This is a genomic window from Stenotrophomonas sp. TWI169, assembly GCF_039674705.1.
GTDB lineage: Bacteria > Pseudomonadota > Gammaproteobacteria > Xanthomonadales > Xanthomonadaceae > Stenotrophomonas > Stenotrophomonas maltophilia_P.
In genome coordinates this window covers 78,010-98,403 of the sequence record NZ_JBDJOB010000012.1, presented here as the reverse complement: position 1 = coordinate 98,403, position 20,394 = coordinate 78,010, and the positions used below count along the sequence as shown (strand labels likewise).

Annotated in this window: 22 protein-coding genes; 7 read left to right on the top strand and 15 right to left on the bottom strand. The window is 68.2% G+C overall.

Going from position 1 to position 20,394, the window contains the following annotated elements; all coding sequences use genetic code 11:
• Window positions 1-7 precede the first annotated feature (7 nt).
• On the top strand, window positions 8-889 hold the full coding sequence (locus ABE543_RS11260) for a DUF4097 family beta strand repeat-containing protein (protein WP_053519561.1): 882 nt from the start codon (window positions 8-10) through the stop codon (window positions 887-889).
• Window positions 890-937: 48 nt separating this feature from the next.
• Here the strand turns inward: ABE543_RS11260 and ABE543_RS11255 are convergent, their stop codons facing one another.
• The 3 genes from ABE543_RS11255 to ABE543_RS11245 form a co-directional block, all read right to left on the bottom strand.
• Window positions 938-1,120: a hypothetical protein gene (locus tag ABE543_RS11255; protein ID WP_053519936.1), complete on the bottom strand. Its 183-nt coding sequence runs from the start codon at window positions 1,118-1,120 to the stop codon at window positions 938-940.
• Between the two features lie 11 nt (window positions 1,121-1,131).
• The gene (locus tag ABE543_RS11250) at window positions 1,132-1,425 is read right to left on the bottom strand and encodes a YkgJ family cysteine cluster protein (RefSeq protein WP_080375345.1); all 294 of its coding nucleotides are present in this window, start codon (window positions 1,423-1,425) and stop codon (window positions 1,132-1,134) included.
• 229 nt (window positions 1,426-1,654) lie between these two features.
• Entirely contained in the window at window positions 1,655-3,016 is a 1,362-nt protein-coding gene (locus ABE543_RS11245; protein ID WP_262218619.1) for an Hsp70 family protein, read from the bottom strand.
• Window positions 3,017-3,183: 167 nt separating this feature from the next.
• Here ABE543_RS11245 and ABE543_RS11240 point away from each other — a divergent pair, with 167 nt between their 5' ends.
• Window positions 3,184-3,519, top strand: coding sequence for a zinc ribbon domain-containing protein YjdM (locus tag ABE543_RS11240; RefSeq protein WP_053519938.1), 336 nt, complete (start codon window positions 3,184-3,186; stop codon window positions 3,517-3,519).
• 7 nt (window positions 3,520-3,526) lie between these two features.
• Here ABE543_RS11240 and ABE543_RS11235 read toward each other — a convergent pair whose 3' ends face one another.
• Window positions 3,527-4,675 carry a tetratricopeptide repeat protein gene (locus ABE543_RS11235; protein ID WP_065181978.1) on the bottom strand — a complete coding sequence of 383 codons (1,149 nt, stop codon included), beginning with the start codon at window positions 4,673-4,675 and terminating at the stop codon, window positions 3,527-3,529.
• Window positions 4,676-4,904: 229 nt separating this feature from the next.
• Between ABE543_RS11235 and ABE543_RS11230 the strand changes: the two genes are divergently transcribed.
• From ABE543_RS11230 to ABE543_RS11215, 4 genes are all read left to right on the top strand, one after another.
• Window positions 4,905-5,507: a hypothetical protein gene (locus ABE543_RS11230; protein WP_053519939.1), complete on the top strand. Its 603-nt coding sequence runs from the start codon at window positions 4,905-4,907 to the stop codon at window positions 5,505-5,507.
• A gap of 50 nt (window positions 5,508-5,557) precedes the next feature.
• Window positions 5,558-5,731, top strand: a complete 174-nt coding sequence (locus ABE543_RS11225; protein ID WP_065174857.1) for an oxidoreductase-like domain-containing protein — start codon at window positions 5,558-5,560, stop codon at window positions 5,729-5,731.
• Window positions 5,728-6,345 carry a DUF998 domain-containing protein gene (locus ABE543_RS11220; protein WP_053519940.1) on the top strand — a complete coding sequence of 206 codons (618 nt, stop codon included), beginning with the start codon at window positions 5,728-5,730 and terminating at the stop codon, window positions 6,343-6,345. Before ABE543_RS11225 ends, ABE543_RS11220 begins: the two co-directional genes overlap by 4 nt.
• 93 nt (window positions 6,346-6,438) lie before the next feature.
• The gene (locus ABE543_RS11215) at window positions 6,439-7,782 is read left to right on the top strand and encodes an AcvB/VirJ family lysyl-phosphatidylglycerol hydrolase (RefSeq protein ID WP_262100422.1); all 1,344 of its coding nucleotides are present in this window, start codon (window positions 6,439-6,441) and stop codon (window positions 7,780-7,782) included.
• 52 nt (window positions 7,783-7,834) lie between these two features.
• Here ABE543_RS11215 and mprF read toward each other — a convergent pair whose 3' ends face one another.
• Window positions 7,835-10,399, bottom strand: a complete 2,565-nt coding sequence (gene mprF, locus ABE543_RS11210) for a bifunctional lysylphosphatidylglycerol flippase/synthetase MprF (RefSeq protein WP_065174859.1) — start codon at window positions 10,397-10,399, stop codon at window positions 7,835-7,837.
• A gap of 158 nt (window positions 10,400-10,557) precedes the next feature.
• Between mprF and ABE543_RS11205 the strand changes: the two genes are divergently transcribed.
• The gene (locus ABE543_RS11205) at window positions 10,558-10,905 is read left to right on the top strand and encodes a RidA family protein (protein ID WP_049426796.1); all 348 of its coding nucleotides are present in this window, start codon (window positions 10,558-10,560) and stop codon (window positions 10,903-10,905) included.
• Window positions 10,906-10,954: 49 nt separating this feature from the next.
• Here ABE543_RS11205 and rnfB read toward each other — a convergent pair whose 3' ends face one another.
• The 10 genes from rnfB to ABE543_RS11155 form a co-directional block, all read right to left on the bottom strand.
• Window positions 10,955-11,368, bottom strand: a complete 414-nt coding sequence (gene rnfB / locus ABE543_RS11200; RefSeq protein ID WP_080375344.1) for an Rnf electron transport complex subunit RnfB — start codon at window positions 11,366-11,368, stop codon at window positions 10,955-10,957.
• A 25-nt stretch (window positions 11,369-11,393) separates the two neighbouring features.
• Entirely contained in the window at window positions 11,394-11,984 is a 591-nt protein-coding gene (locus ABE543_RS11195; protein WP_065174860.1) for an HAD family hydrolase, read from the bottom strand.
• Window positions 11,985-12,059: 75 nt separating this feature from the next.
• Entirely contained in the window at window positions 12,060-14,138 is a 2,079-nt protein-coding gene (metG, locus tag ABE543_RS11190) for a methionine--tRNA ligase (RefSeq protein ID WP_065174861.1), read from the bottom strand.
• Window positions 14,139-14,240: 102 nt separating this feature from the next.
• On the bottom strand, window positions 14,241-14,684 hold the full coding sequence (locus tag ABE543_RS11185) for a DUF2147 domain-containing protein (protein ID WP_053519945.1): 444 nt from the start codon (window positions 14,682-14,684) through the stop codon (window positions 14,241-14,243).
• A gap of 148 nt (window positions 14,685-14,832) precedes the next feature.
• Window positions 14,833-15,237 carry a VOC family protein gene (locus tag ABE543_RS11180; protein ID WP_346475684.1) on the bottom strand — a complete coding sequence of 135 codons (405 nt, stop codon included), beginning with the start codon at window positions 15,235-15,237 and terminating at the stop codon, window positions 14,833-14,835.
• Entirely contained in the window at window positions 15,234-16,304 is a 1,071-nt protein-coding gene (locus ABE543_RS11175; protein ID WP_065181824.1) for a serine hydrolase domain-containing protein, read from the bottom strand. The genes ABE543_RS11180 and ABE543_RS11175 overlap by 4 nt, the downstream gene beginning before the upstream one ends.
• 16 nt (window positions 16,305-16,320) lie before the next feature.
• The gene (locus tag ABE543_RS11170; protein ID WP_346475683.1) at window positions 16,321-18,252 is read right to left on the bottom strand and encodes a DUF885 family protein; all 1,932 of its coding nucleotides are present in this window, start codon (window positions 18,250-18,252) and stop codon (window positions 16,321-16,323) included.
• 94 nt (window positions 18,253-18,346) lie between these two features.
• Window positions 18,347-19,132 (bottom strand): queuosine precursor transporter, encoded by a 786-nt coding sequence (locus tag ABE543_RS11165; protein WP_053520127.1) that lies wholly within the window; start codon window positions 19,130-19,132, stop codon window positions 18,347-18,349.
• Window positions 19,129-19,812, bottom strand: coding sequence for a DUF502 domain-containing protein (locus ABE543_RS11160; RefSeq protein WP_053520126.1), 684 nt, complete (start codon window positions 19,810-19,812; stop codon window positions 19,129-19,131). Before ABE543_RS11160 ends, ABE543_RS11165 begins: the two co-directional genes overlap by 4 nt.
• A gap of 54 nt (window positions 19,813-19,866) precedes the next feature.
• Complete coding sequence (locus ABE543_RS11155) at window positions 19,867-20,319, bottom strand: DUF4442 domain-containing protein (protein WP_277380949.1); 453 nt, start codon at window positions 20,317-20,319, stop codon at window positions 19,867-19,869.
• Window positions 20,320-20,394 lie beyond the last annotated feature (75 nt).

Below are 20,394 nucleotides of genomic sequence, written 5' to 3'. Positions count from 1 at the left end.
GAGACCCATGATGCGACCCCTTCTTTTCTGCTGCGCCGCGCTGCTGCTGGTACCGGCTGTGGCACTGGCCGACACGCGCGTCGACGAACGCCATGCACTCGCCACCGGTGGCCGGATTGAACTGAGCAACGTGGCCGGCAAGGTCACCGTGCGCGGCTGGGACCGCAACGAGGTCCAGCTCACCGGCAGTCTCAGCGACGGCCTGCAGCTGCGTCAGGAGAAGAGTGCCAACCGCGTGCGGTGGGAGGTGGAATATCCACGCCGCAGCAACAATGGCGGGGCCACCCTGGTGCTGAACGTGCCACGCTCGGCGGAACTGCTGCTCAGCACCGTCAGTGCGAGCCAGGACATCAGTGGCATCGATGTGCGTCGGCTGCAGGCCGATACGGTCAGCGGCAGCCTGTCCGCGGCAGGCCGCAGCGGCGACACCAAGCTCAACACGGTCAGCGGCAGCGTCACTGCCCGCCTGCAGACGCCGCGGCTGGACGTGAACACCGTCAGCGGCCGCATTGACGCGGGGGGAGGCGTGTCCGGCGACATCGGTGCGCAGACCGTGTCCGGACGCGTGGATGTCGATGCGGGGCGCATCCAGCGCCTGGCGGTGGAGACGGTGTCAGGCAGCATCGAACTGGCCGCTGCCGGTCTGGCGCCGGGGGGGCGCATCAACGTCGAATCGGTGAGCGCATCGGTCAATCTGCGGTTGCCGCGGACCGTATCGGCGCAGCTGTCGGTGAACAGCTTCAGCGGCTCGATCAACAGTGATGCCGGCACGGTGGAGCGGCCGCGTTATGGGCCGGGCAGCAATCTCGACACGCGGCTGGGGGGCGGTGACGGCGATATCCGCATCCAGTCGCATTCGGGCAGCGTGCGGGTCCGACTGGACCGCTGAGCATCGACCGGCAGGCCGCGGCGGCAGCGCCGCCGCGGTCAGGGAGGGTCAGCTGGCTTTCTTCAGCGCCCAGGTCGTACCCAGCACTTCGATCTTGCCACCGGCCTTGCGGAAAGCGGCCAGGTCAGACGCGATCGAGTCGCTGCTGACCACAGTACTGGCGGCTGCACCCTTGCGTTCGCTACGGATGCTGTTGTTAGCCTTCGCGGGGGTCTTTGCCTTGCGGGGCATGGTTGCTCCTGTCAGGTGGAAGGGGAGGAAAGCGCACAGGCATCGGCCTGGCGCAGGTAATCCTGCCGCTCGCGGCGGCAGTCATCGCCGCCCATCGAAAACTGGCGGCAGATCGCCGGGCGCTGCGAATAGATCGTGCAGCGCAGGTGATAGGGATCGATCGCCGCGCACCAGCCTTCCTCGTTGCGCGCCATCACGGCCCGGCCGTGGGCGTCGCGCGCGAGGAACTGGCCGGGCACGTGGTCGCCGGGCTGCAGCAGTACCGGCAGCCGGCAACAGACCGCGTCACAACGGCGGCAGTCGATGGGTGCAGGTGCGGCGTCAGGTTGTAAGGCCACAGGGGCCTGGCGGGTGCCCAAAGCGGGTCTCGATGGCGGCTCGGGTGATGCGCGGCCATGAACGAGCCAGGAAGGCACGGCCGCAAGACCCGCGTGGCGGGCCGCGCTGCACCCGGAACACACACCGGCAGGGCCGATGGAAGGTACAGCTGTGGATCAAGCCTACCGAGGGTAGCAAACCCTGCGTAACGTTTTGTTAATCCCGGCTGGCTGCGGCCAGCGCCAGGCCTTGTACCACCCCGAGTGAAGGCTCCCCGTGGACCATCCGGGCACCCGGAAACGCCTCCGCCACGGCCTGGCGCAGGTAACCCGCACGGGACATGCCACCGGTCAGGAACACCGCGTCCGGGTCGCCGCCGATGTCGCTGCGCACCTGGGCGAGCAGCGTGCGGATCTGTTCCAGGTAGCCATTGGCCGCACTGGCCAGGCCCTCGGCACTGCTGTCGGCGTGCAGGTCGCGGCCGATGTAGTCCAGCGTGCTGCGGTGCGTGGCAGAACTGCTCAGGGCGATCTTGGCGCGCTCGACATCACGGTACAGGCGCGCGGTGTTGCCGGTGTCCTGCAGTGCCTGCAGGCGCGGGCCCCAGGGTGCGTCGACCGCATCGTAGTTGTGCTGGCGGAAGTCGCGCTGGCGGGTCATGTCCTGCACGGTGGCGGCTTCCACGTAGTGGTGGGCGGGCACGCGGGTGATGCCACGACCGAACAGCGGCATGTAGCTGGACAGGCTCAGGGCCAGGTCGATGTCGGTGCCGCCACGGGCGATGCCCCAGGCACGGTGGATATGCGGGGGTACTGGTCCCCCCACTTCGGCATGGGCGATGTCGGTCGTGCCACCGCCGATGTCGACGATCACGGCCTGGTGCCGTGTCGCGCTTCCGGCGTGATAGTGCATCGCCGCTGCGGCAGGTTCTTCCAGGAAATCGATGCGGTCGAAGCCGGCCTGCGCCGCCGCCTCGCGCAGGATGTCCAGCGCCTGCGCGTTGCCGGCCTCGCCGATCGAGCTGCGGAACTGCACGGGGCGGCCGAGCAGGGCGGTGCGCAGCGGCTGGCCGAGCTGCGCGCTGGCGGTCAGGCGGATGTGCTCAAGGATATGCGCGGCAATGCCGGTGATGGTCTGCTTCGCGCGCGGGTGCAGGTTGTAGCCGAGCATCGACTTGGGGCTCTGCACGAGGTTGCCTTCATGCTCCTCGAAATAGGCTTCCAGCGCGTCATCGCCGTAGATCGCGTTCTGCAGCAGGTCGCTGGCGCTGCGCGCTTCGCGGGCACGGGCTTCCATCCATTCGCGGCGCAGTGCGCGCAATGCTTCTCGGCGCAGTGCCTGCGGCGGGCGCTCCTGGCCGGCAGCGCGGGCGGCACGCGCCGCGCTGTCGATCATCTGCTCCAGCGCATGCTGTTGGCTGGCATCGGGCTGGAAGTCGTCCGGATCGGGTACTACGCCTGGGAAATAGACGCTGGTGCGGAACTGTTCGGCATCGCCGAAGCGGATCGGCAACAGGCGGCCCTCGTGCACGATGGCGGCGGCAGAATTGCTGGTACCGAAGTCGATGCCGAGGCGCATGCGGAATTCCAGGGACGGACAAGGGCCGCGCACTCTGCTGCAGTTTGCGGTCCGCTGCAAGCGCCTGCCGGCCATCTCGGGCGGGCAGGGGGAGCGGCCGCGGGAAAACGGGTGAAAAGAGCGGGCGGTTACAATGGCGGCCGTTGATTCATTTTGAGGTACTTGCAATGTCGTCCGTTCCCGCTTGTCCGCAGTGCACCCTGGAAAACACCTATGCCGATGGCGCGCTGTGGATCTGCGCCGATTGCGGCTTCGAATGGACCGCCGAGGAGGGCGCGGGGCAGGCGCTGGTCGTGCGTGACAGCAACGGCAACACCCTGCAGGCCGGCGACACCGTGACCGTGATCAAGGACCTGAAGGTCAAGGGCTCCTCGATTCCGCTCAAGCAGGGCACGGTGATCCGCAACATCCGGCTGGTCGAGGACGATGCGGAGCACATCGAAGGCAACTCGGACAAGATCAAGGGGCTGGTGCTGAAAACCTGCTTCCTCAAGAAGGCCTGACGGGCCCTCAGCGCCTGGCCTGCTGCTGCGCCCGCCAGCGGGCCAGGCTGTCCAGCTTGGCCTGGTAGCGGGCCTGCTGCGGCGCCCCGCCGAGTTCCTGGGCCCGTGTCAGTTCCTTGTCGGCGCGGGCCAGCTGGCCGGCGAGGAAGTACACCCTCGCCAGGCCGAAATGGAACTGGTGTGCGGCATCGTACAGGCGCACCGCCCGGCGGTAGCAGCGGATGGCCTCCGCCAGGTCGCCTGCGCGTTCGGCGCGGGCCCCGAGCATGTACTGGGCAAACGGATCCTCGCGCTGTACGGCGCGCAGGCGGCGCTCCAGCTGCTGCGCTGCTGCCACCAGGCCCAACCGCCGGTAGAGCGCACTGGCGTTGTTCAGTGCTGCATCCTGACGGCCGTCCAGGCGCAGTGCCATTTCCAGCGCACGACGTGCGCCGGCGGTGTCTCCCTTCCGGTTGTCCAGCACGCCCAGGTTGTTCCAGGCCGGTGCGAATCGCGCGTCCTGCGCCACCGCTGCATCGAAGAACACCCGGGCACCATCCAGATCGTCGCTGGCCATGCGTTCGGCGCCACGATTGTTGTAGAAGTGCGCCAACGCACGGGCACGGTCGATCGGCTGCGGGCCGTGGCGGTCGTACAGCACGTTGCGGTCCAGATCGACCGTGCCGAAGCGGCCGCCGACGTCGACCCCGGCATTGACGTGGCCGACGCTGTAGACCACGCCCTGGTCCTGCTCCTGATACCAGGACACCACGCTGCCGACTTCCTGCACCCGGGCCTGGATGCCGGCCTCGCGTGCCAGCGACACGAACAGCAGCGTGAATGCCAGGCAGTTGGCGCGGCGGTACTGCCAGACTTCGCCGACGGTATAGGTCGCGTCGGCGTCGTACTGCAGATCCAGTCCCTGCCGATCAAAGATCATCTCCACCAGGGCCTGCAGGCGCTGGTCGCGCGAGTGGCTGCGCGCGATCACCTGTCGGGTCAGCATCGCGCGCAGCGCCGGCGGAATCGCCAGCACTTCGTCTGCGGTCGGCACGCTCGCTGGGGCGGGGCGGTACTGAGCGGCCGGTGCGGCGGCAGGACCGTCCAAGGCGACGGCGGCCGGCGCCGCCAGCGCGAGCAGGGCGAGCAGCAGGAATCGGGTGGCAGGACGTTGCATGGCAATTCCCGGCAGCGGCGGGCGCATCCGCCTGCCGCCGAGTGTAGTCCTGCCCGTGCGCCGGTGCATCGACCGCCGGTCGGCGGCGCGGTCATCCACAGGCGATGTGGACCAGCGCTCGGCAAAGCTGTGGACAACTGTGCTCCGCCCTTGCCGGACGGCGGCTGTGAGTGCGTGGTGAATTATTGTCCAGCTTGCTGGCCGGGGCGTCTGGCAGGATCATGCCGGCATGGACTTCGCCCCGATTCCGCTCGATCCGGCGCAGTGGCAGGCGTTGCAGGACCGATATGCAACGCCGCCACGCGCGTACCATCACTTCGGCCACGTGCGCGCGGTGCTGCAGCACTGCCAGGACGTCGCCGATGGGCCGGGTTGGCGGCAGCCCGCCGAGGTCTTTCTGGCCGCGCTTTACCACGATGCGGTCTACGAGGCGGGGCGCAAGGACAACGAGGCACGCTCGGCGGCACTGGCCGTGCAGGCCATCGCGCAGGAGCCTGCGCTGGCGGGCATCGACGCCGCCCGCGTCGAGCAGCTGATCCTGCTGACTGCCCGTCATGGCGAACTCGGTCCTGCGGATGTCGACGCCGAAGCGGCGCTGTTCCTGGATTGCGACATGGCGATCCTGGGTGCGCCTGCACCGGTGTTCGATGCCTACGATCGTGGTGTGGCCGAGGAGTACCAGGGGGTGGTCCCGGGTTTCCTGTACCGCGCCGGCCGCCGCCGCTTCCTGCAGGGGCTGCTGCGCGCACCGCGGATCTTCCTCAGCGACTTCTTCCACCAGCGCCTGGATGCCGCGGCACGCGCGAACCTGCGCCGCCGGCTGGACACCTGAGCGGGGCAGTTACACTGGCGGCCTGCATCTGCAAGGTAGCGCCGCCCACCGTGTCCGTTCCCGATCCTGATCCCCGGCCAACCGCACCGGAAGAACCTGGTCCCAACGAGTGCTGCGGCAGCGGCTGCCCGCTGTGCGTACTCGATCTGTATGCCGAAGAGCTGCAGCGTTACCGCAAGGCGTTGGCCGAATGGAAGGCGCGGCACCCGGAGGCCACGCCATGACCGGAGCGCGTCCGGCTGCGCTGCTGGCCCTGGTGGCGCTCCTGTTGTTCGTGGCGACGGCCCTGTGGACGCAGTTCGCGCGCGCTGATCTGGATTGGATGCGCGCGACCCTGAGCCTGTACCTGCACGGTCCCTGGGGTCTGGCGCTGCGCGCCGCCTACTGCCTGCTGGCGGTGGCGATCGCCGCGCTCGGCATCGCGCTCTATCGTCACAGCGTGGGGCCCCGCCGCAGCGCGGCCGCGCCGCTGCTGTTCACCGTGTCCGCCCTGGGCCTGGCGACGGTCGCCATCGGCGACAGCTGGCTGCCGCAGGCGACGCCGCTGCTGGCGCCGCTGGTGCATGGCGTGGCTGCCAACACGGCCTTCCTGTGTGCCAGCGTCGGCATGCTGCTGCAGGCGTGGTACCTGCGTCGCGAGCCGGGCTGGCAGCGCAGTGCTGCCCTGCTGTGGGGCTGGGCCTGGCTGGCCTTCGCGTTGCTGTGGCTGCATGTGCTCTGGCGTGACGGGCCGCCGCGCGGGCTGGGGCAGAAGCTGGTGATCGCCGTGATCGTCGGCTGGCTGCTCTGGCTGGCCGTCACCCTGTACCGGCGCGGTCTGGCGCGCACACGCGCCTGAACCCTGGCCGCGGGCCCGGCGAACGGCCGTGACCGGTACGTGTCGTGCACGCGGTGGCGGCGTATCGTGTGCGCATTCCACTGGGGTTGCGACATGACGCGTGCAGGGTTGGGCAGGGCGATGGGACTGGTGATGGCACTGGCGGCGTTGCCGGCGGTGGCCGCGGCATCCGTGCAGCAGGTCAGCCATGGCCGATTCGAGCAGGTGCCGGTGCATCTGCCGGCGGGAGTGCCGCAGCGGGTGGTGATCTGGTTCCACGAAGGTCCCTATGGCGCTGCCAGCCTGGCGCCGATCGAAGCACTGCGTGCCGACGGTGCGCTGGTGGCGGCGGTGGATGTGGCGCACCTGCGGGGTGTTCTTGAACGCGAAGGCGACAGCACCTGTTCGTTCGGTGCTGGCGACGTCGAGAATTTCTCGCGCTGGGTGCAGGCGTTCCTGCACCTGCCGGGATATCACCTGCCGCTGGTCGGCGGCGATGGTGAGGGTGCCGAGCTGGCCTACAGCCTGGCCGCACAGGCCGACACCCAGGTGTTCGCCGGCCTGCTGACCTCCGGTTTCTGTCCCGACCATGCCCACGAACGCATGGTCTGCGGAGACGGCGTCAAGGAGGGGCGGCTGCAACCGGCCGAACTGAACTTTCCCTGGTTGAATGCCATCGGCGATATGGGCTGCAGGGGTCAGGGAGCGGGTCCGTTCGTGCAGCAGGTCGCGATGGCGCGCGGATTCAAGCGCAGCGCCCGCGGCGATGCCACGCCGGGACTGGTGGCTGCCGCGCGGGTGATCGGTGCGCAGGCCGGCATCAGCCTGGCACCGCCGCCGGCGGCGTTGAAGGGCCTGCCCGTGGTGGAAGTCCCCGCGCACGGTGACGGCGATACGCTGGCGATCTTCGTCTCCGGTGATGGCGGCTGGGCGGGACTGGACAAGGACGTGGCCTCGTCGCTGGCCGAACACGGCGTGGCCGTGGTGGGCATCGATTCGCTGCGTTATTTCTGGAGCGAACGCACGCCGGAGGGGTTTGCCGCTGACCTGCAGAAGATCATCGACCACTACCGCCAGCAATGGCGGCGCGACAAGGTGATGCTGATCGGCTTCTCGCAGGGCGCCGACGTGCTGCCGGCCACCATCAACCGGCTCGATGCCGGCAGCCGCGAAGCACTCGAGCGCATCGTGCTGCTCTCCGTGGGGCGTAAGGCCGATTTCGAGTTCCATGTCAGCAACTGGCTGGGCGGTGGCGGCGATGGCCTGCCGATCGCGCCGGAAGTGGCCAGGCTGCCGGCGGCCAAGACCCTGTGCGTCTATGGCGACAAGGATGAGGACGCGCTGTGTCCGGACCTGCCTGCGGACGATGGCGTGCGCAGGATCAAGCTGCCCGGCGACCACCATTTCGGTGGCGACTACGATCGTCTGGCCGAGGTCATCCTCAAGGGCGGCGCGTAATCAGCACACGCCTGCAGGAGCAGCGCCGGGCCATGCCCGGCGGTCGGGTGGCTCAGCCGCGGCGTGGATCCAGCGAAATCAGGCGGGTGGCGTCCAGCAGGGCTGCCGGCAGGTGCATGCCACCGGGCGCCGCCAGGTAGCGCGGGCGCCACTGCGGATCGAACTTCGACTTGAAGCGGCGCAGGCCACTGAAGCCATAGAAGCGCTCACCATGCCGTGCCAGCAGGCCGGCAAGACGATTCCAGCGGCCCGCCAGGCGATGCTGGGCCAGCCCGGACAGGGGCGCCATGCCCAGCGAGAAACGCGCATGGCCCTGCGCCCGGCCCCACAGGAACAGTTCGATGAACAGGAAATCCATCGTGCCTTTCGGCGCGTCGCTGACGTGCCGCATCAGGTCCACCGACAGCTCGGCACCGGCGGGCGCCTGCCACAGGTTGGCGAAGGCGACGATCCGACCTTCGGCCTCGACCAGCGCGACCGGGAACCGCACCAGGTAATCGGGATCGAAGCTGCCCAGCGAGAATCCTTTCTCGTCACCGGACTTGTCTTCCAGCCAGGCATTGGAGATCGCATGCAGGCGCGGCAGCAGGCTGGGGACCTCTTCCACCGGCGCCACCCGGAACGACAGGCCACTGCGCTTGCCGCGGTTCCATGCCTGGCGCAGGTCGGCGCGTTCGCGGCCTTCCAGACCGAAGTCGTGCAGCGGCACGATCGCTTCCTCGCCCAGCTTGACCAGGCCCAGGCCGAGATCCAGATAGGTCTGCCAGTAGGCTTCGCCCACCTGGTAGAACACCGGGCGCAGGCCGAGGCGGTCGGCTTCCTCACGGAAACGCCAGATCAACGCACGTGCGACCTCCGGCGGGCCGACCGGATCACCCATTGCGATCAACGAGCCGCCGTAGCGCTGCATCATCACGAAGCCCTGCCGGGCATCGTCGCGCAGCACTGCCTTGTCGGCGGTCAGCACCAGGCAGGCCTGGGTGTCGGTGGCGCTGGCCAGCACCGGTGCCAACGCCTGCAGCGTGGCTTCGTCAGCGGCCGGCAGCGGGCTGCGCGTGCTGTGCAGCAGGCGGGCGAGGCCGAACATCACCAGGGCGATGGCTACCACCAGCAGCGCACGCAGCGCACGCGGTGCGTTGCCGGACAGTGCGAACTGCCACCAGAGTTCGTTCTGGTACTCGACATGGCTGTACGTGAAGAACAGCAGCCAGGTGACCGCGACCAGGACCAGCCCCAGGTTGCGCAACCATGGCCACGACCACGCCTCATCCAGCAGCGCACCCTGGCGGTAGAACTCACGGCGTGCGGCCCACAGTGCCATCGCGACCAGTACGGCCGATACCGCGATCAACGGTTGACCGCCGCGCAGCCACAGCGGCAGCGGCGTGATCACGCAGACCGCCATCGCCAGCATCCACGCGGCGTGGCTGCGCCGGGCCAGGCCCTGGCCGATCAGCAGCAGGGCGACACCGCCAAGACTGCCGATCAGGTGCGATGTTTCCAGGATCGGCAGCGATGCATTGAGCAGATGGCGACGCGGGGTCGGCAAGGTGCCATCGATGACCAGGGCGGCGCCGATGCTGAAAGCCGCCAGCGCGATGATCTGCGGCAGCCAGGGGCGCAGCGCGTTCCAGCCGGCGCGGGTGGCGCCGGCGCTGGCCCGCAGCGGTCGCCGCAGTGCAGGCGCAAGCGCGAGCACGGTGGCCAGCAGCAGCGGCAGGACGTAGTAGGTGACGCGGTAGATCAGCGCGGCCGCCAGCACCGCCGCCGGTGCCACCTGCGGCAGCAGCTTGAGCAGGCTCCACTCGAACACGCCCAGGCCGGCCGGAACGGTCGAGACCAGGCCTGCCAGCACCGCCACCAGGTACAGGCCGACGAAGCCGGGAAGCCCGGTGGGCGTGGAGTCCGGAAGCAGCACGTAGAACGCTGCGCTGGCCAGCACCAGTTCGATCACGCTGAGCGCGGTGACGCCGAGCATGGTCAGCCGGTCGGGCAGCCACAGGGCGTGGCCGAACACACGGAACTGGCGTCCGCTGCGGCCGACCAGCAGCACCGTGGCCAGATAGGCGAGCAGGGCGGCAATGCCGACCGCGCGCACGGCGCCGGAATCCAACGGCAGCGCCAGCGCCGCCGCTGAGGGTTCCAGGCATAACGCCAGGCCGATCAACAGCCATGCACCGAACATGAAACCGAGCGTGCTCATCAGCACGACCTGGCCGATCTGGGCCAGATCCAGCCCGGCACCGCGATAGCCCCGCAGGCGCACCGCGCCGCCGGTCAAGGCCGCAAAGCCGACGGTCTGGCCCAGGGTGTGGGCGAGAAACGCGGTGATGCCGATGCGCGCGGGATGCACGCGGATGCCGCTGCGTCGCAGGCCGATGGCATCGAAGCCGATCAGGCAGGCATAACTGGCCAGGCCCAGCGTCACGGTCAGTGCGATCTGCGTTGCGCTGAGTGCATGGAACGCCTGGCGGATGGCGCGGTAGCCATGTTCGTCGAACTCGCCGGCCAGGCCATGCAGGGCCAGGGCCAGGATCAGCAGGGGAACGAAGATGGTAAGCAGCCGCTTCCAGACCGGGATGGACGGAGCGGTTGCGGGATCGGAAGGGACGGTCATCGGCGCAAGGGTGCGGCAGGGAGGGCGAGGGCGGTGTCAACGCGGGCGTGGCGCATCGTGCGCCTCTCGAAGGCATTTGAACAGCGGTGGTGCAGGAGCCCCACCCGCCGCCCGTTTGGAGGACAATGCAGGCCTGATCACCCGCAGGAGCCACGCCCATGATGGAGCGTTACGACGTCGGACCGCGCATGTCCGAAATGACCGTGTACAACAAGGTTGCCTACCTCTCCGGCCAGATTCCGGAGGACACCAGCCAGGACATCACCGGACAGACCCGGCAGGTGCTGGCCGAGATCGACAAGCTGCTGGCACTGGTGGCCAGTGATCGCCAGCATGTGCTGCGCGCGGAGGTGTTCCTGGCCGACATGGCCGACTTCGACGGCATGAACAAGGCGTGGGACGAATGGGTGGTCGAGGGTGCGACCCCGGCCCGTGCCACGGTCGAAGCCAAGCTGGCACACGCCGAGTGGAAGGTCGAGATCGTGGTGACGGCGGCCGTGCCGTAACGGCGGGCGGGTGTCAGCTCCCTTTCCTGCCGGAAGGGAGCTGGCACCGCTACCGTTCCCGCAGCACGATGCAGTCCACCGGACACGGTGGAATGCACAACTCGCAGCCCGTGCACAGGTCGGCGATCACGGTATGCATGTACTTCGCGCCGCCGACAATCGCGTCCACCGGGCAGGCCTGGATGCACTTGGTGCAGCCGATGCAGTCGGCCTCGACGATCACCGCGACCTGCGGCGCCTTGTGTTCGCCGCGCGTACGATCAAACGGCAGTGCCGGCACACCCAGTACCTGGGCCAGTGCACGCGCGCCCGCATCGCCGCCCGGCGGGCAGCGGTCCACGCCCGCCTCGCCGCGCGCCATCGCCTGCGCATAGGGGCGGCAACCGTCATAGCCGCATTGTCCGCATTGCGTCTGCGGCAACAGTCGGTCCAGGCGTTCGGTCAGCGGCGGAATCAGGCTCATGCGTGGCGAAGGCTGCGCGTATGGATCATTTCAGGGGTTTGCCACGGAACCAGCGTTCGTGGGCGAGGGCCAGCATCGGCCGGTCCTCTGCGCTGTCGCCATAAGCGTGGATGCGCGTGTAACGCGACAGATCGAAACGGCGACGGATCTGCTCGACCTTGCGAGGACCGCAATCGCCGCCGTGGTAACGGCCGGTCAGGCGTCCGTCCCGGCTTTCAAGGCGGTTGCAGATCAGTTCAAGACCCAACGTTTCGCACCAGGGACGCAGGTACAGATCCAGCGAACCGGACACGACCACCACGGTGTGCTGCTGTTCCTTGTGCCAGCGGATCTGTTCCAGCATTTCCGGGCGCACCACCTCGGGCAGGAATTCGCGCGAGAAGCCGGTGGCCAGCGCTGCGATGTCGTCGGCGTGGCGCTCGCTGAAGGTGAGGCGGGTGACGCGGGCGCGAATGCGTTCGGCCGAGATCAGTTTCAGCCGGTACGCCGCCAGCCACGGACCCACCTTCCACCACGCCTGCGCAAGCTGCTCGGCGGTGGCCACGCGGCGCAGGAAGCGGCCATAGGTATCGCAGGTGGTGACGGTATGGTCGAAGTCGAACAGCGCCAGTTCCATTCCGATGCCTCCCGTGGTGCGTCCCGTCGTTGCCGTGACCGGCGGGAGCGGCCGTGGCCGCACCCGCGCAGTGCATCAGCGGACCGGCATGCCCGGCTGCGCGCCGCTGTCGGCGTCCAGCAGCGCCAGCGCGCCACCATCGAAACCTGCCGACAGGATCATGCCTTCACTCAGGCCGAAGCGCATCTTGCGCGGGGCCAGGTTGGCGATGAACACGACGCTGCGGCCGACCAGCGCTTCCGGCTCGCCGTAGCTGGCACGGATGCCGGAGAAGATCTGCCGTTTGCCCAGTTCGCCGGCATCCAGCTCGAAGCGCAGCAGCTTGTCCGAACCCTCCACGAACTCGCACACCAGCACCTTGCCGATGCGCAGGTCGAGCTTGGCGAAGTCGTCGATGCCGATGTAGGCCGGTGCCTCGGCGCTGGCCGTTGCGGCACTGGCCGGCACGGCAGCCGCCGGCTTGGCAGCGTCGGCCTTGGCGGCGGGGGCAGCGGCGGTCGGCTGCAGGGTGTCCTTGGAGGCGTCGATCATGGCGTCAATCTTCTTCGGGTCGATACGGGTGAACAGTGGGGTGTAGTCAGCGATTCGATGGGCCAGCAGCGGCTGCGCCAGGTCGGTCCAGTCGGCCACTGGCGCGGCCAGGAACGCCTCGGCCTGGGCGGCGGTGGAAGGCAGTACCGGCTTCAGTGCGGTGACCAGTACACGGAACAGGTTCAGGCCCTGGCTGCACACGGCCTGCAGCTGCGCGTCGGCTCCTTCCTGCTTGGCGATCACCCACGGCTTGACGTCGTCGATGTAGCGGTTGGCTTCGTCGGCCAGGGTCATGGTCAGGCGGATCGCCGCCGCCGGATCGTTGCGCTCGTAGGCTTCGCGGATAGGCGCCAGGCTGTCGATGAAGCGCTGGTACTGGGCGGCATCGGGCAGCTGCGCGGCGAGCAGGCCATCGAAACGCTTGCTGATGAAGCCGGCGCAGCGGCTGGCCAGGTTGACGAACTTGCCGACCAGATCAGCGTTGACGCGGGCGACGAAGTCACCCAGGTTCAGGTCGAGGTCGTCGACGCCACCGCCGGACTTGGCCGCGTAGTAGTAGCGCAGCGCTTCCGGTTCCAGTCCTGCATCGAGGAAGGTGCGCGCCATCACGAAGGTGCCGCGCGACTTGCTCATCTTGGCGCCGTCAACGGTCAGATAGCCGTTGACGTGCAGGCGGGTCGGTGCGCGGTGGCCGGTGCCGTGCAGCACCGCCGGCCAGAACAGGCCATGGAAATTGACGATGTCCTTGCCGATGAAGTGGTGCAGCTCGGTGGCGGTGCCGGCGCGCAGGTGGGCTTGGAAATCCTCGCCGAGCGTGCCGCACAGGGTCTGGAAGCTGGACAGGTAGCCGATCGGCGCGTCCAGCCAGACGTAGAAGTACTTGCCCGGATGGCCCGGGATCTGGAAGCCGAAGTACGGCGCGTCACGCGAGATGTCCCACGCGCGCAGGCCGCCCTCCGCGTCCAGCCACTCCATCAGCTTGGCTTTCACCCCGGGCAGCGCGACGTCGCCGGCCAGCCATTCGCGCAGGAAGCCCTCGAAGCGGCCGACCTCGAAGAAGAAGTGCTCCGAATCCCGGATCTCGGGCGTAGCGCCGGAGATCACCGATTTCGGCTCCTTCAGATCGGTGGGGCTGTAGGTCGCGCCACAGACTTCGCAGTTGTCGCCGTACTGGTCGGCGCTGCCGCAGTTCGGGCAGATGCCCTTGATGTAGCGGTCCGGCAGGAACATGCCCTTGGCCGGGTCGTAGAACTGGGCCACCGAACGGCGGCTGATGTGGCCGGCCGCTTCCAGCTTCAGGTAGAACGCCTCGGTCAGCGCCTGGTTGGCTGCCGAATTGGTCGAATCGTAGTGGTCGAAGGCCACGCCGAATTCGGCGAAATCACGTTCATGGCTGGCCTGGATGCTGGCGATGAAGGCCTCCGGGGTTACCCCGGCCTTCTCGGCTGCGAGCATGATCGGCGTGCCATGGGTGTCATCGGCGCAGACGAACCAGGTCCTGCCGCCGCTCATTCGCCGTGCACGTACCCAGATGTCGGCCTGGATGTAGCCGACCAGATGGCCCAGATGCAGCGGGCCGTTGGCGTAGGGCAGGGCGGTGGTGACGAGCGCGGTACGGGTCATGGTCGCGGGGTGAAGCCGAGGGGAACCGCAGATTATCGCATGCCCGCAACGAGGTGACCCGGCCGGGGCCGGGTCACGGGAATGCACGGACGGGCCGGTGGCTTACTCGCGTACCCAGGTCTGCGCCCGGCAGATGAAGGCGATGCAGCCGGAGACGTCCAGCTTGTTGCCACCCGGCTGCAGTTCCATCTTCGACTTGTAGGTCTTGCCGTTGGCGGGGTCGAGGATGGTGCCGCCGGACCACTTGCTGGCGCCGTCGGCCTTCAGGTTCCAGAGGATGGTCATGCCCTTCACCGGTTTGTTCCTGTTGGCACCCTCACAGCCATCGCAGACCGGGTTCGGACCCTTGTCCGAGTGCAGGATGTCCACCACCTTGCCGGACAGCGTGCCGTTGGCGGCCTGGCTGATCTCGACGATGGACTTCACCTGGCCGGTCTTGTCGTCGATGGTCTTCCAGCGGCCGGCCGCGCCATCGGCGGCCTGCGCCGAGAGCGCCGCCAGGCACAGCGGCAGCGCCAGCAGCAGGGTCTTGAAGGTCTTGCGCATGGTCCCCTCCCAGGGTTCATTCCGGCACGGTGCCGGTACACGCCGACTGTATACCCATTCGGCGGGGTATGGGGAAGGGGGTGCCGGGTCGAGCAGGTGAGTGGGGCCAGATCCTTTCCCGATGGAAAAGGGATCTGACCCCGAGCCATCAGCCGACTTCGTAGAGTTCCAGCGGCAGGCCGTCCGGGTCGGCGAAGAAGGTGAAGCGGCGGCCGGTGTATTCGTCCACGCGGACCGGTTCGCAGTCCACGCCGCAGCTGGCCAGGCGCTGGATGAATGGCTCCAGCGCGGCCACGCGGAAGGCCAGGTGACGCAGGCCCTGTGCCTCCGGGCGGCTGGGCCGGGGCGGTGGTGACGGGAACGAGAACAGTTCCAGCTGGCCGCCATCCGGCAGTGCCAGGTCCAGCTTCCACGAATCGCGCGCGGCACGGTGGTTCTCGGCCAGTACGCGCAGGCCGAGGATGCGCACGTAGAAATTCTTCGAGCGCGCATAGTCGCTGCAGATCAGCGCGGCATGATGGATGCCCAGCAGGGCGGTCGGATCGTCGGTCATTGCAGGATGTCCAGCCAGCGCTGGGCGATCTTCAGCGCCAGCGGATAGGGTTCGGGGTCGTTGCGGTTGCTCAGCACGATCACTGTCAGATGCCGGTCCGGATAGCGCAGGATGACGTTACGGAAGCCGATGCTTTCGCCGCTGTGCCACTGCATGCGGCCGTTGAGGCGCCAGCCGAAGCCGTAATGCGGTACGTCCGGTTCGGTGGTTGCGGTGGCCGGGCTGAACATGGCCCGCCGCGATGCGGCTGACAGCAGGCGGTCGTCGTACAGTGCGGCATCCCAGCGGGCGAGGTCGTCCAGCGAGGAATAGATGCCACCATCACCCAGCACGGCACTGGTGGTGCTCTGGTCGGTGCGCTGCCAGCGACCGTCGAGCCAGCTGTAGCCGTAGGCCCGCGCAGTGACCGTATCGACGCCGTCCTGGTGGGCGACGGTGTGGGTCATGTGCAGCGGGCCGAAGATCCGCTGCTGCAGGAAGGTGGCGAAATCCTGGCCCGACGCGCGCCCGACGATCAGCGCCAGCAGCGCATAACCGCTGTTGCTGTAGTGGTACGCAGTGCCCGGTGTGAAATCCAGCCGGTCCTCGCGCGCGAGCAGCGCCAGCACGTCCGCGTCGTGCACCTGGCGGCTGTCGGCAGGGTCCATCAGGTCCTCATAATCGGGCAGACCGCTGGTATGCGACAGCAGGTGACGGAGGGTGACGGAGGAGGCCGCAGGCGGCAGTTCCGGCAGCCAGCGTCGCACTGGCTGGTCCAGGCCCAGGCGGCCCTCTTCCACCAGCAGCAGCACGGCGGCGGCGGTGAACTGCTTGCTCACCGAGGCCAGCCGGAAATTGCTGGCCGCGGTCACCGCAGTGCCATCTTCCACCACCGCCAAGCCGTACCCGCGGCGGAACACCGCCTGCCCGTCGTGCAGCACCAGTACCGCTGCTCCCGGCACCTGGCCATCGTAGGCCTGCATCAGGCCATCGATGCCCGCATCCGGTGGCATCACCGCCGGTGCGGCAGGCGCGGCCTGCGGCAGCAGGGCCAGTACGGCAGCGAACACGACGGTGGCGGGACGCATGAGGGCTCCGTGGCGATCAGGGGGTGGGCGCGGCCCCCGGCGGCTGTGACAGCCATCGTTCCATCTTCCGCTCCAGCACGTCCAGCGGCATCGAGCCGTCCTTCAGCAGTTCGGCATGGAAACGGCGCAGGTCGAATGCCGCACCCTGGCGTGCCTTGGCCTTGTCGCGCAGTGCCAGCAGGGTCGTCAGGCCGGCCACATTGGACAGCGCTTGCGCAGGCTGGGCCATGATCCGCTCCACTTCGGCATTGGCATCATCGCTGCTCATGTCCACGGTCTTCTGCAGGTAGGCGACGGCCTGCTGCTTGCTCCAGCCCTGGGCATGCACGCCGGTGTCGGCGACCACGCGCGCTGCGCGCAGCAGGCGCGAGGAGAGATAGCCGATGCGGTCGTAGGGATCGGTGTAGACGCCCAGCGTTTCCCCCAGCGTTTCCGAGTACAGGCCCCAGCCTTCGATGAAGGCCAGGTCGCCGCCGGCACGCCGGAAGCGCGGCTGCTTGGCCAGCTCCTGCTGCAGACCCAACTGCACGTGGTGGCCGGGAATGCCTTCATGCAGGTACTGCACCGGCACGTTCCAGCGCTTGCGGCTGGGCAGGTCGCGGGTGTTCACATACAGCACCCCGGCCTCGCCGGGCTGTGTCGGCTGGTAGGAGGCCGCGGCCGCGGTGAGCGCACGCTCGGGCTCCACTGCACGGATGTCCAGGGCAGCCTTCGGCAGCGTGTCGAGCACCTGCGGCAGGCGCGTGGCGACCTGCTGCTGCACCTGGCGGTAGCGGCCGAGCAGCGCGTTGGCGTCGCCATACTGGAACTGGCGATCACTGCGCATGCTGCGCAGAAGCTTGGTCGGCGTGCCGCGCAGCTTCGCATCCTTCATCACTGCGGCGATCTGCGCCTGCAGCTCCTGCACGCGCTGTTCGCCGAGCGCATGCCATTGCGCGGGTGTCTGTTCGCTGGCCGTGGTCTGCACGATCAGGTTGGCGTACCACGCCTGGCCATTGGGCAGGGCCCCCAGACCGCTGCTGGTCCGCGTGGCCGGCAGGTACTCGGTGGCGATGAAGCCGCGCAGGGCGCGGTAGGACGGCATGATGCGCAGTTCGATCATGCGCTTGTACTCGGCACTGATGCGCGCCTTGTCCTCGGCGGAAATCGACTCCGGCATGGTCCGGATCGGCGACCAGAAGATGCTTTCCTCGGCGGTCGGCTTGATCACCGCATCCAGCTGCGGCAGCACTTTTTCCATCAGGTCGCGCGGCTGCACCACCCCGGCCTTCATGCCCTGGCGCATGTTGTCGATGGCCTGGTCGAACAGCGCCGGAATGCCCAGCGAGCGGCGCGACCAGGTGTCGTAGTCCTGCACGGTATTGAACGGCTGCGCACCCGCGCCGGCACCGAGAATGGCCATGATGCTGCCGACGTTGTAGTACTGGCTGATCGGCATCATCCAGCTGGGATACGGCTCGGCGGCCAAGGTCGCGCGCGCGTCGCGCACGAAGATCTCGTAGCTCAGCAGGTCCTGGCCCTGCAGGCCGTCGCTGCCGATCTTCTCGACCTTGCCCAGCCACTCTACGGTGAAGTCATGCGACTGCTGGCGCCACGCCGCGGACAGGATGTTCGGCAGCTGGTCGTTGTAGCGGGTTTCGCCCTGGAAGGTCGCCTGCAGCGGGTTCAACCGCATCGACGCATCCCAGTATTCGTCATAGAGGCGCTCCAGCTGGACCGTTTTGGGCACAGTGCGGGCGGCGGCGACCGGGCGCGCGGGGGAGCGGGTGGCGCTGCGTGCCGGTGCGGTGGCGCGCGTGCTGGGCCGCGCCTTGGGCTTGGCCGCCGGACGGCTCTGCGTCGCAGCGGGCCGGGTGGCCTTCTTCTTCGCAGCTTCGGCCGACGGAACGGCGCTGAACAGGAACAACGCGGCAATGGCGGCGGCCAGGGCGCGGGTGGAATACGGCATCAGGAGCTTCCGTGGAACACAGACCGTGGAGCTTGCACGATCCGGCCGCGTACGGCCAGCGCGGGGGCGCAGTCAGCTGGCGCCCGCTGGGCCTTCAGTCAGCCGCGGCCGCAGCGCGAAGCGCGGCCGCGCGCTCGACACCCAGGTATCGGGTGATCGCACGGCGCATCAGGTACAGCAGGGGAATCAGGGCGATCGCAAAGCCCATCTTGTAGACGTAGTTGACGCTGCTCACCGCAAGGAACAGCGATGTCGGCCACTGCTGCGGGCCGAGCACGAAAGCGATCCAGATCACCACGAAGCTGTCCACCAGCTGCGAGACCGCGGTGGAACCGGTAGCGCGCAACCAGACGTGGCGCTCGCCGGTGGCCTGCCGGATCCTGTGGAACACGGCCACGTCGATCAGCTGGCCGAGCAGGAAGGCCACCAGCGAACCAGCAATGGTCCACATGCCCTGGCCGAACACCGCGGCGAACGCGGCCTGGTAGTCGGGCACGCCATGGGCGTTCATCGAGGTGACCCACCAGCTGGCCGGCGCCAGCGAGATCGCCGCGAAAGCGAACAGGAAGCCGTAGGCGATCAGCACCACCGCCAACCACGAGATGAAACGCACCCCGCGCTTGCCGAAGAACTCGTTGATGGTGTCGGTCATGATGAACACCACCGGCCACAGCAGTGTGCCGGCGGTGAAGCTCAACGATCCGGTCTGGCCGAACAGGTTCCAGTTCAGCGGGTCGATGCCGAGCGTGTCTTCCAGCGCGAAGATCTTCACTCCGATCAGCTCGGCCAGCACGGCATTGCCGCAGAAGAACGCGGCCAGCACGATGAACAGCAGGACCGCGCGGTCCTGCAGCGGGCGCTCGACCGGCGTCGTGCTCATTCGGTGCGTTCGCCCGCGCGGGTGAACGGCACGCTGGCTGGCGCCACAGCACCACCGGAAATGATGAAGCTCATCGCCTGGTCCACGGTCCAGTCGGTGGGTGTGAGCAGTTCCACCGGCACGATTTCAAGATAGCCGGAGGTCGGGTTCGGCGTGGTCGGCACGTACACCGCTGCCAGTTCGCGGTCCGTACCGTGTTCCTTGATCACCCGCGTGACCAGGCCGACCGACTTCATGTCGCGGTGCGGGAAGTCGATCAGCACGACGCGCTGCGTGCTGCCGGGTTCGGTCTGCAGCATGTCCAGCAGCTTCTTGGCGCTGTCGTAGATGATGCTGGCCAGCGGGATCCGCTTGATCACCGCGCCGATCCAGCGCAGCAGGCGCTGGCCGAGCACGCGGCGGCTGGCCACGCCCACGGCCAGGATCACCAGCAGCGTCGCCAGCAGCGCGATGGTGTTCTGGATCCACTCCGCGCGCACCCAGCCCAGGTAATGCGGGAAGCTGGTCGCGATCTGCTCCGACAGGGGCACCACCAGCGGGCTGGAGATGCCCGACAGCAGCACGAACACGAATTTGACCACGACCCAGGTGAGCCAGATCGGCAGCAGGGTCAGCAGGCCGGTCAGGAACAGGCGCTGCAGGGAGGGGCGGGGGACCAGGGAGGGGGCTTCGAGCGACATGGGCGCATTGTAGCGGCCAGCGCTTGCCGATGATGCGGGGGAATGCCGCCGGGATCAGCGTGCGTGCGGCTTCAGCCGCAGGTAGACCTGCTTGCGCACCTGAGCGACCACCTCGCCGCCTTCATCGACCACATCGTTGCTGAACCAGCGCAGCACTTTGCCGCCGCCGGCAGCGTCGGCGCGCAGTTCGTCCAGCAGCGCATCGTCGATGCGGAACGACGTGCGCACGGTGCCGCGCCCCGGCTTGAGGAAGTCGATCGCACCGGCGCGGTCCCACACGTAGTAGTCGCGGCCGAGGATATGCAGCAGGCCCAGCATCCAGAACGGGTCGGTCATCGCGAACAGGCTGCCACCGAAGTGGGTGCCCACGTAGTTGCGGTTCCAGGGGCGCTGGCGCAGCTCGACGTCGATCTGCCGGTAGTCCGGGCTGACCCGGGTGACGTGGATGCCGGTGAACAGGAAGGGCGGCCACAGGTTGATGCCGAAACGGAACAGGCGGGCGTTCATGTGCATCGCGAGGGCGGAGGGCGGGCCCCAAGTCTAACCATTCGCATGCGTATGTTGTAGCTGTGCGCGGCGCGG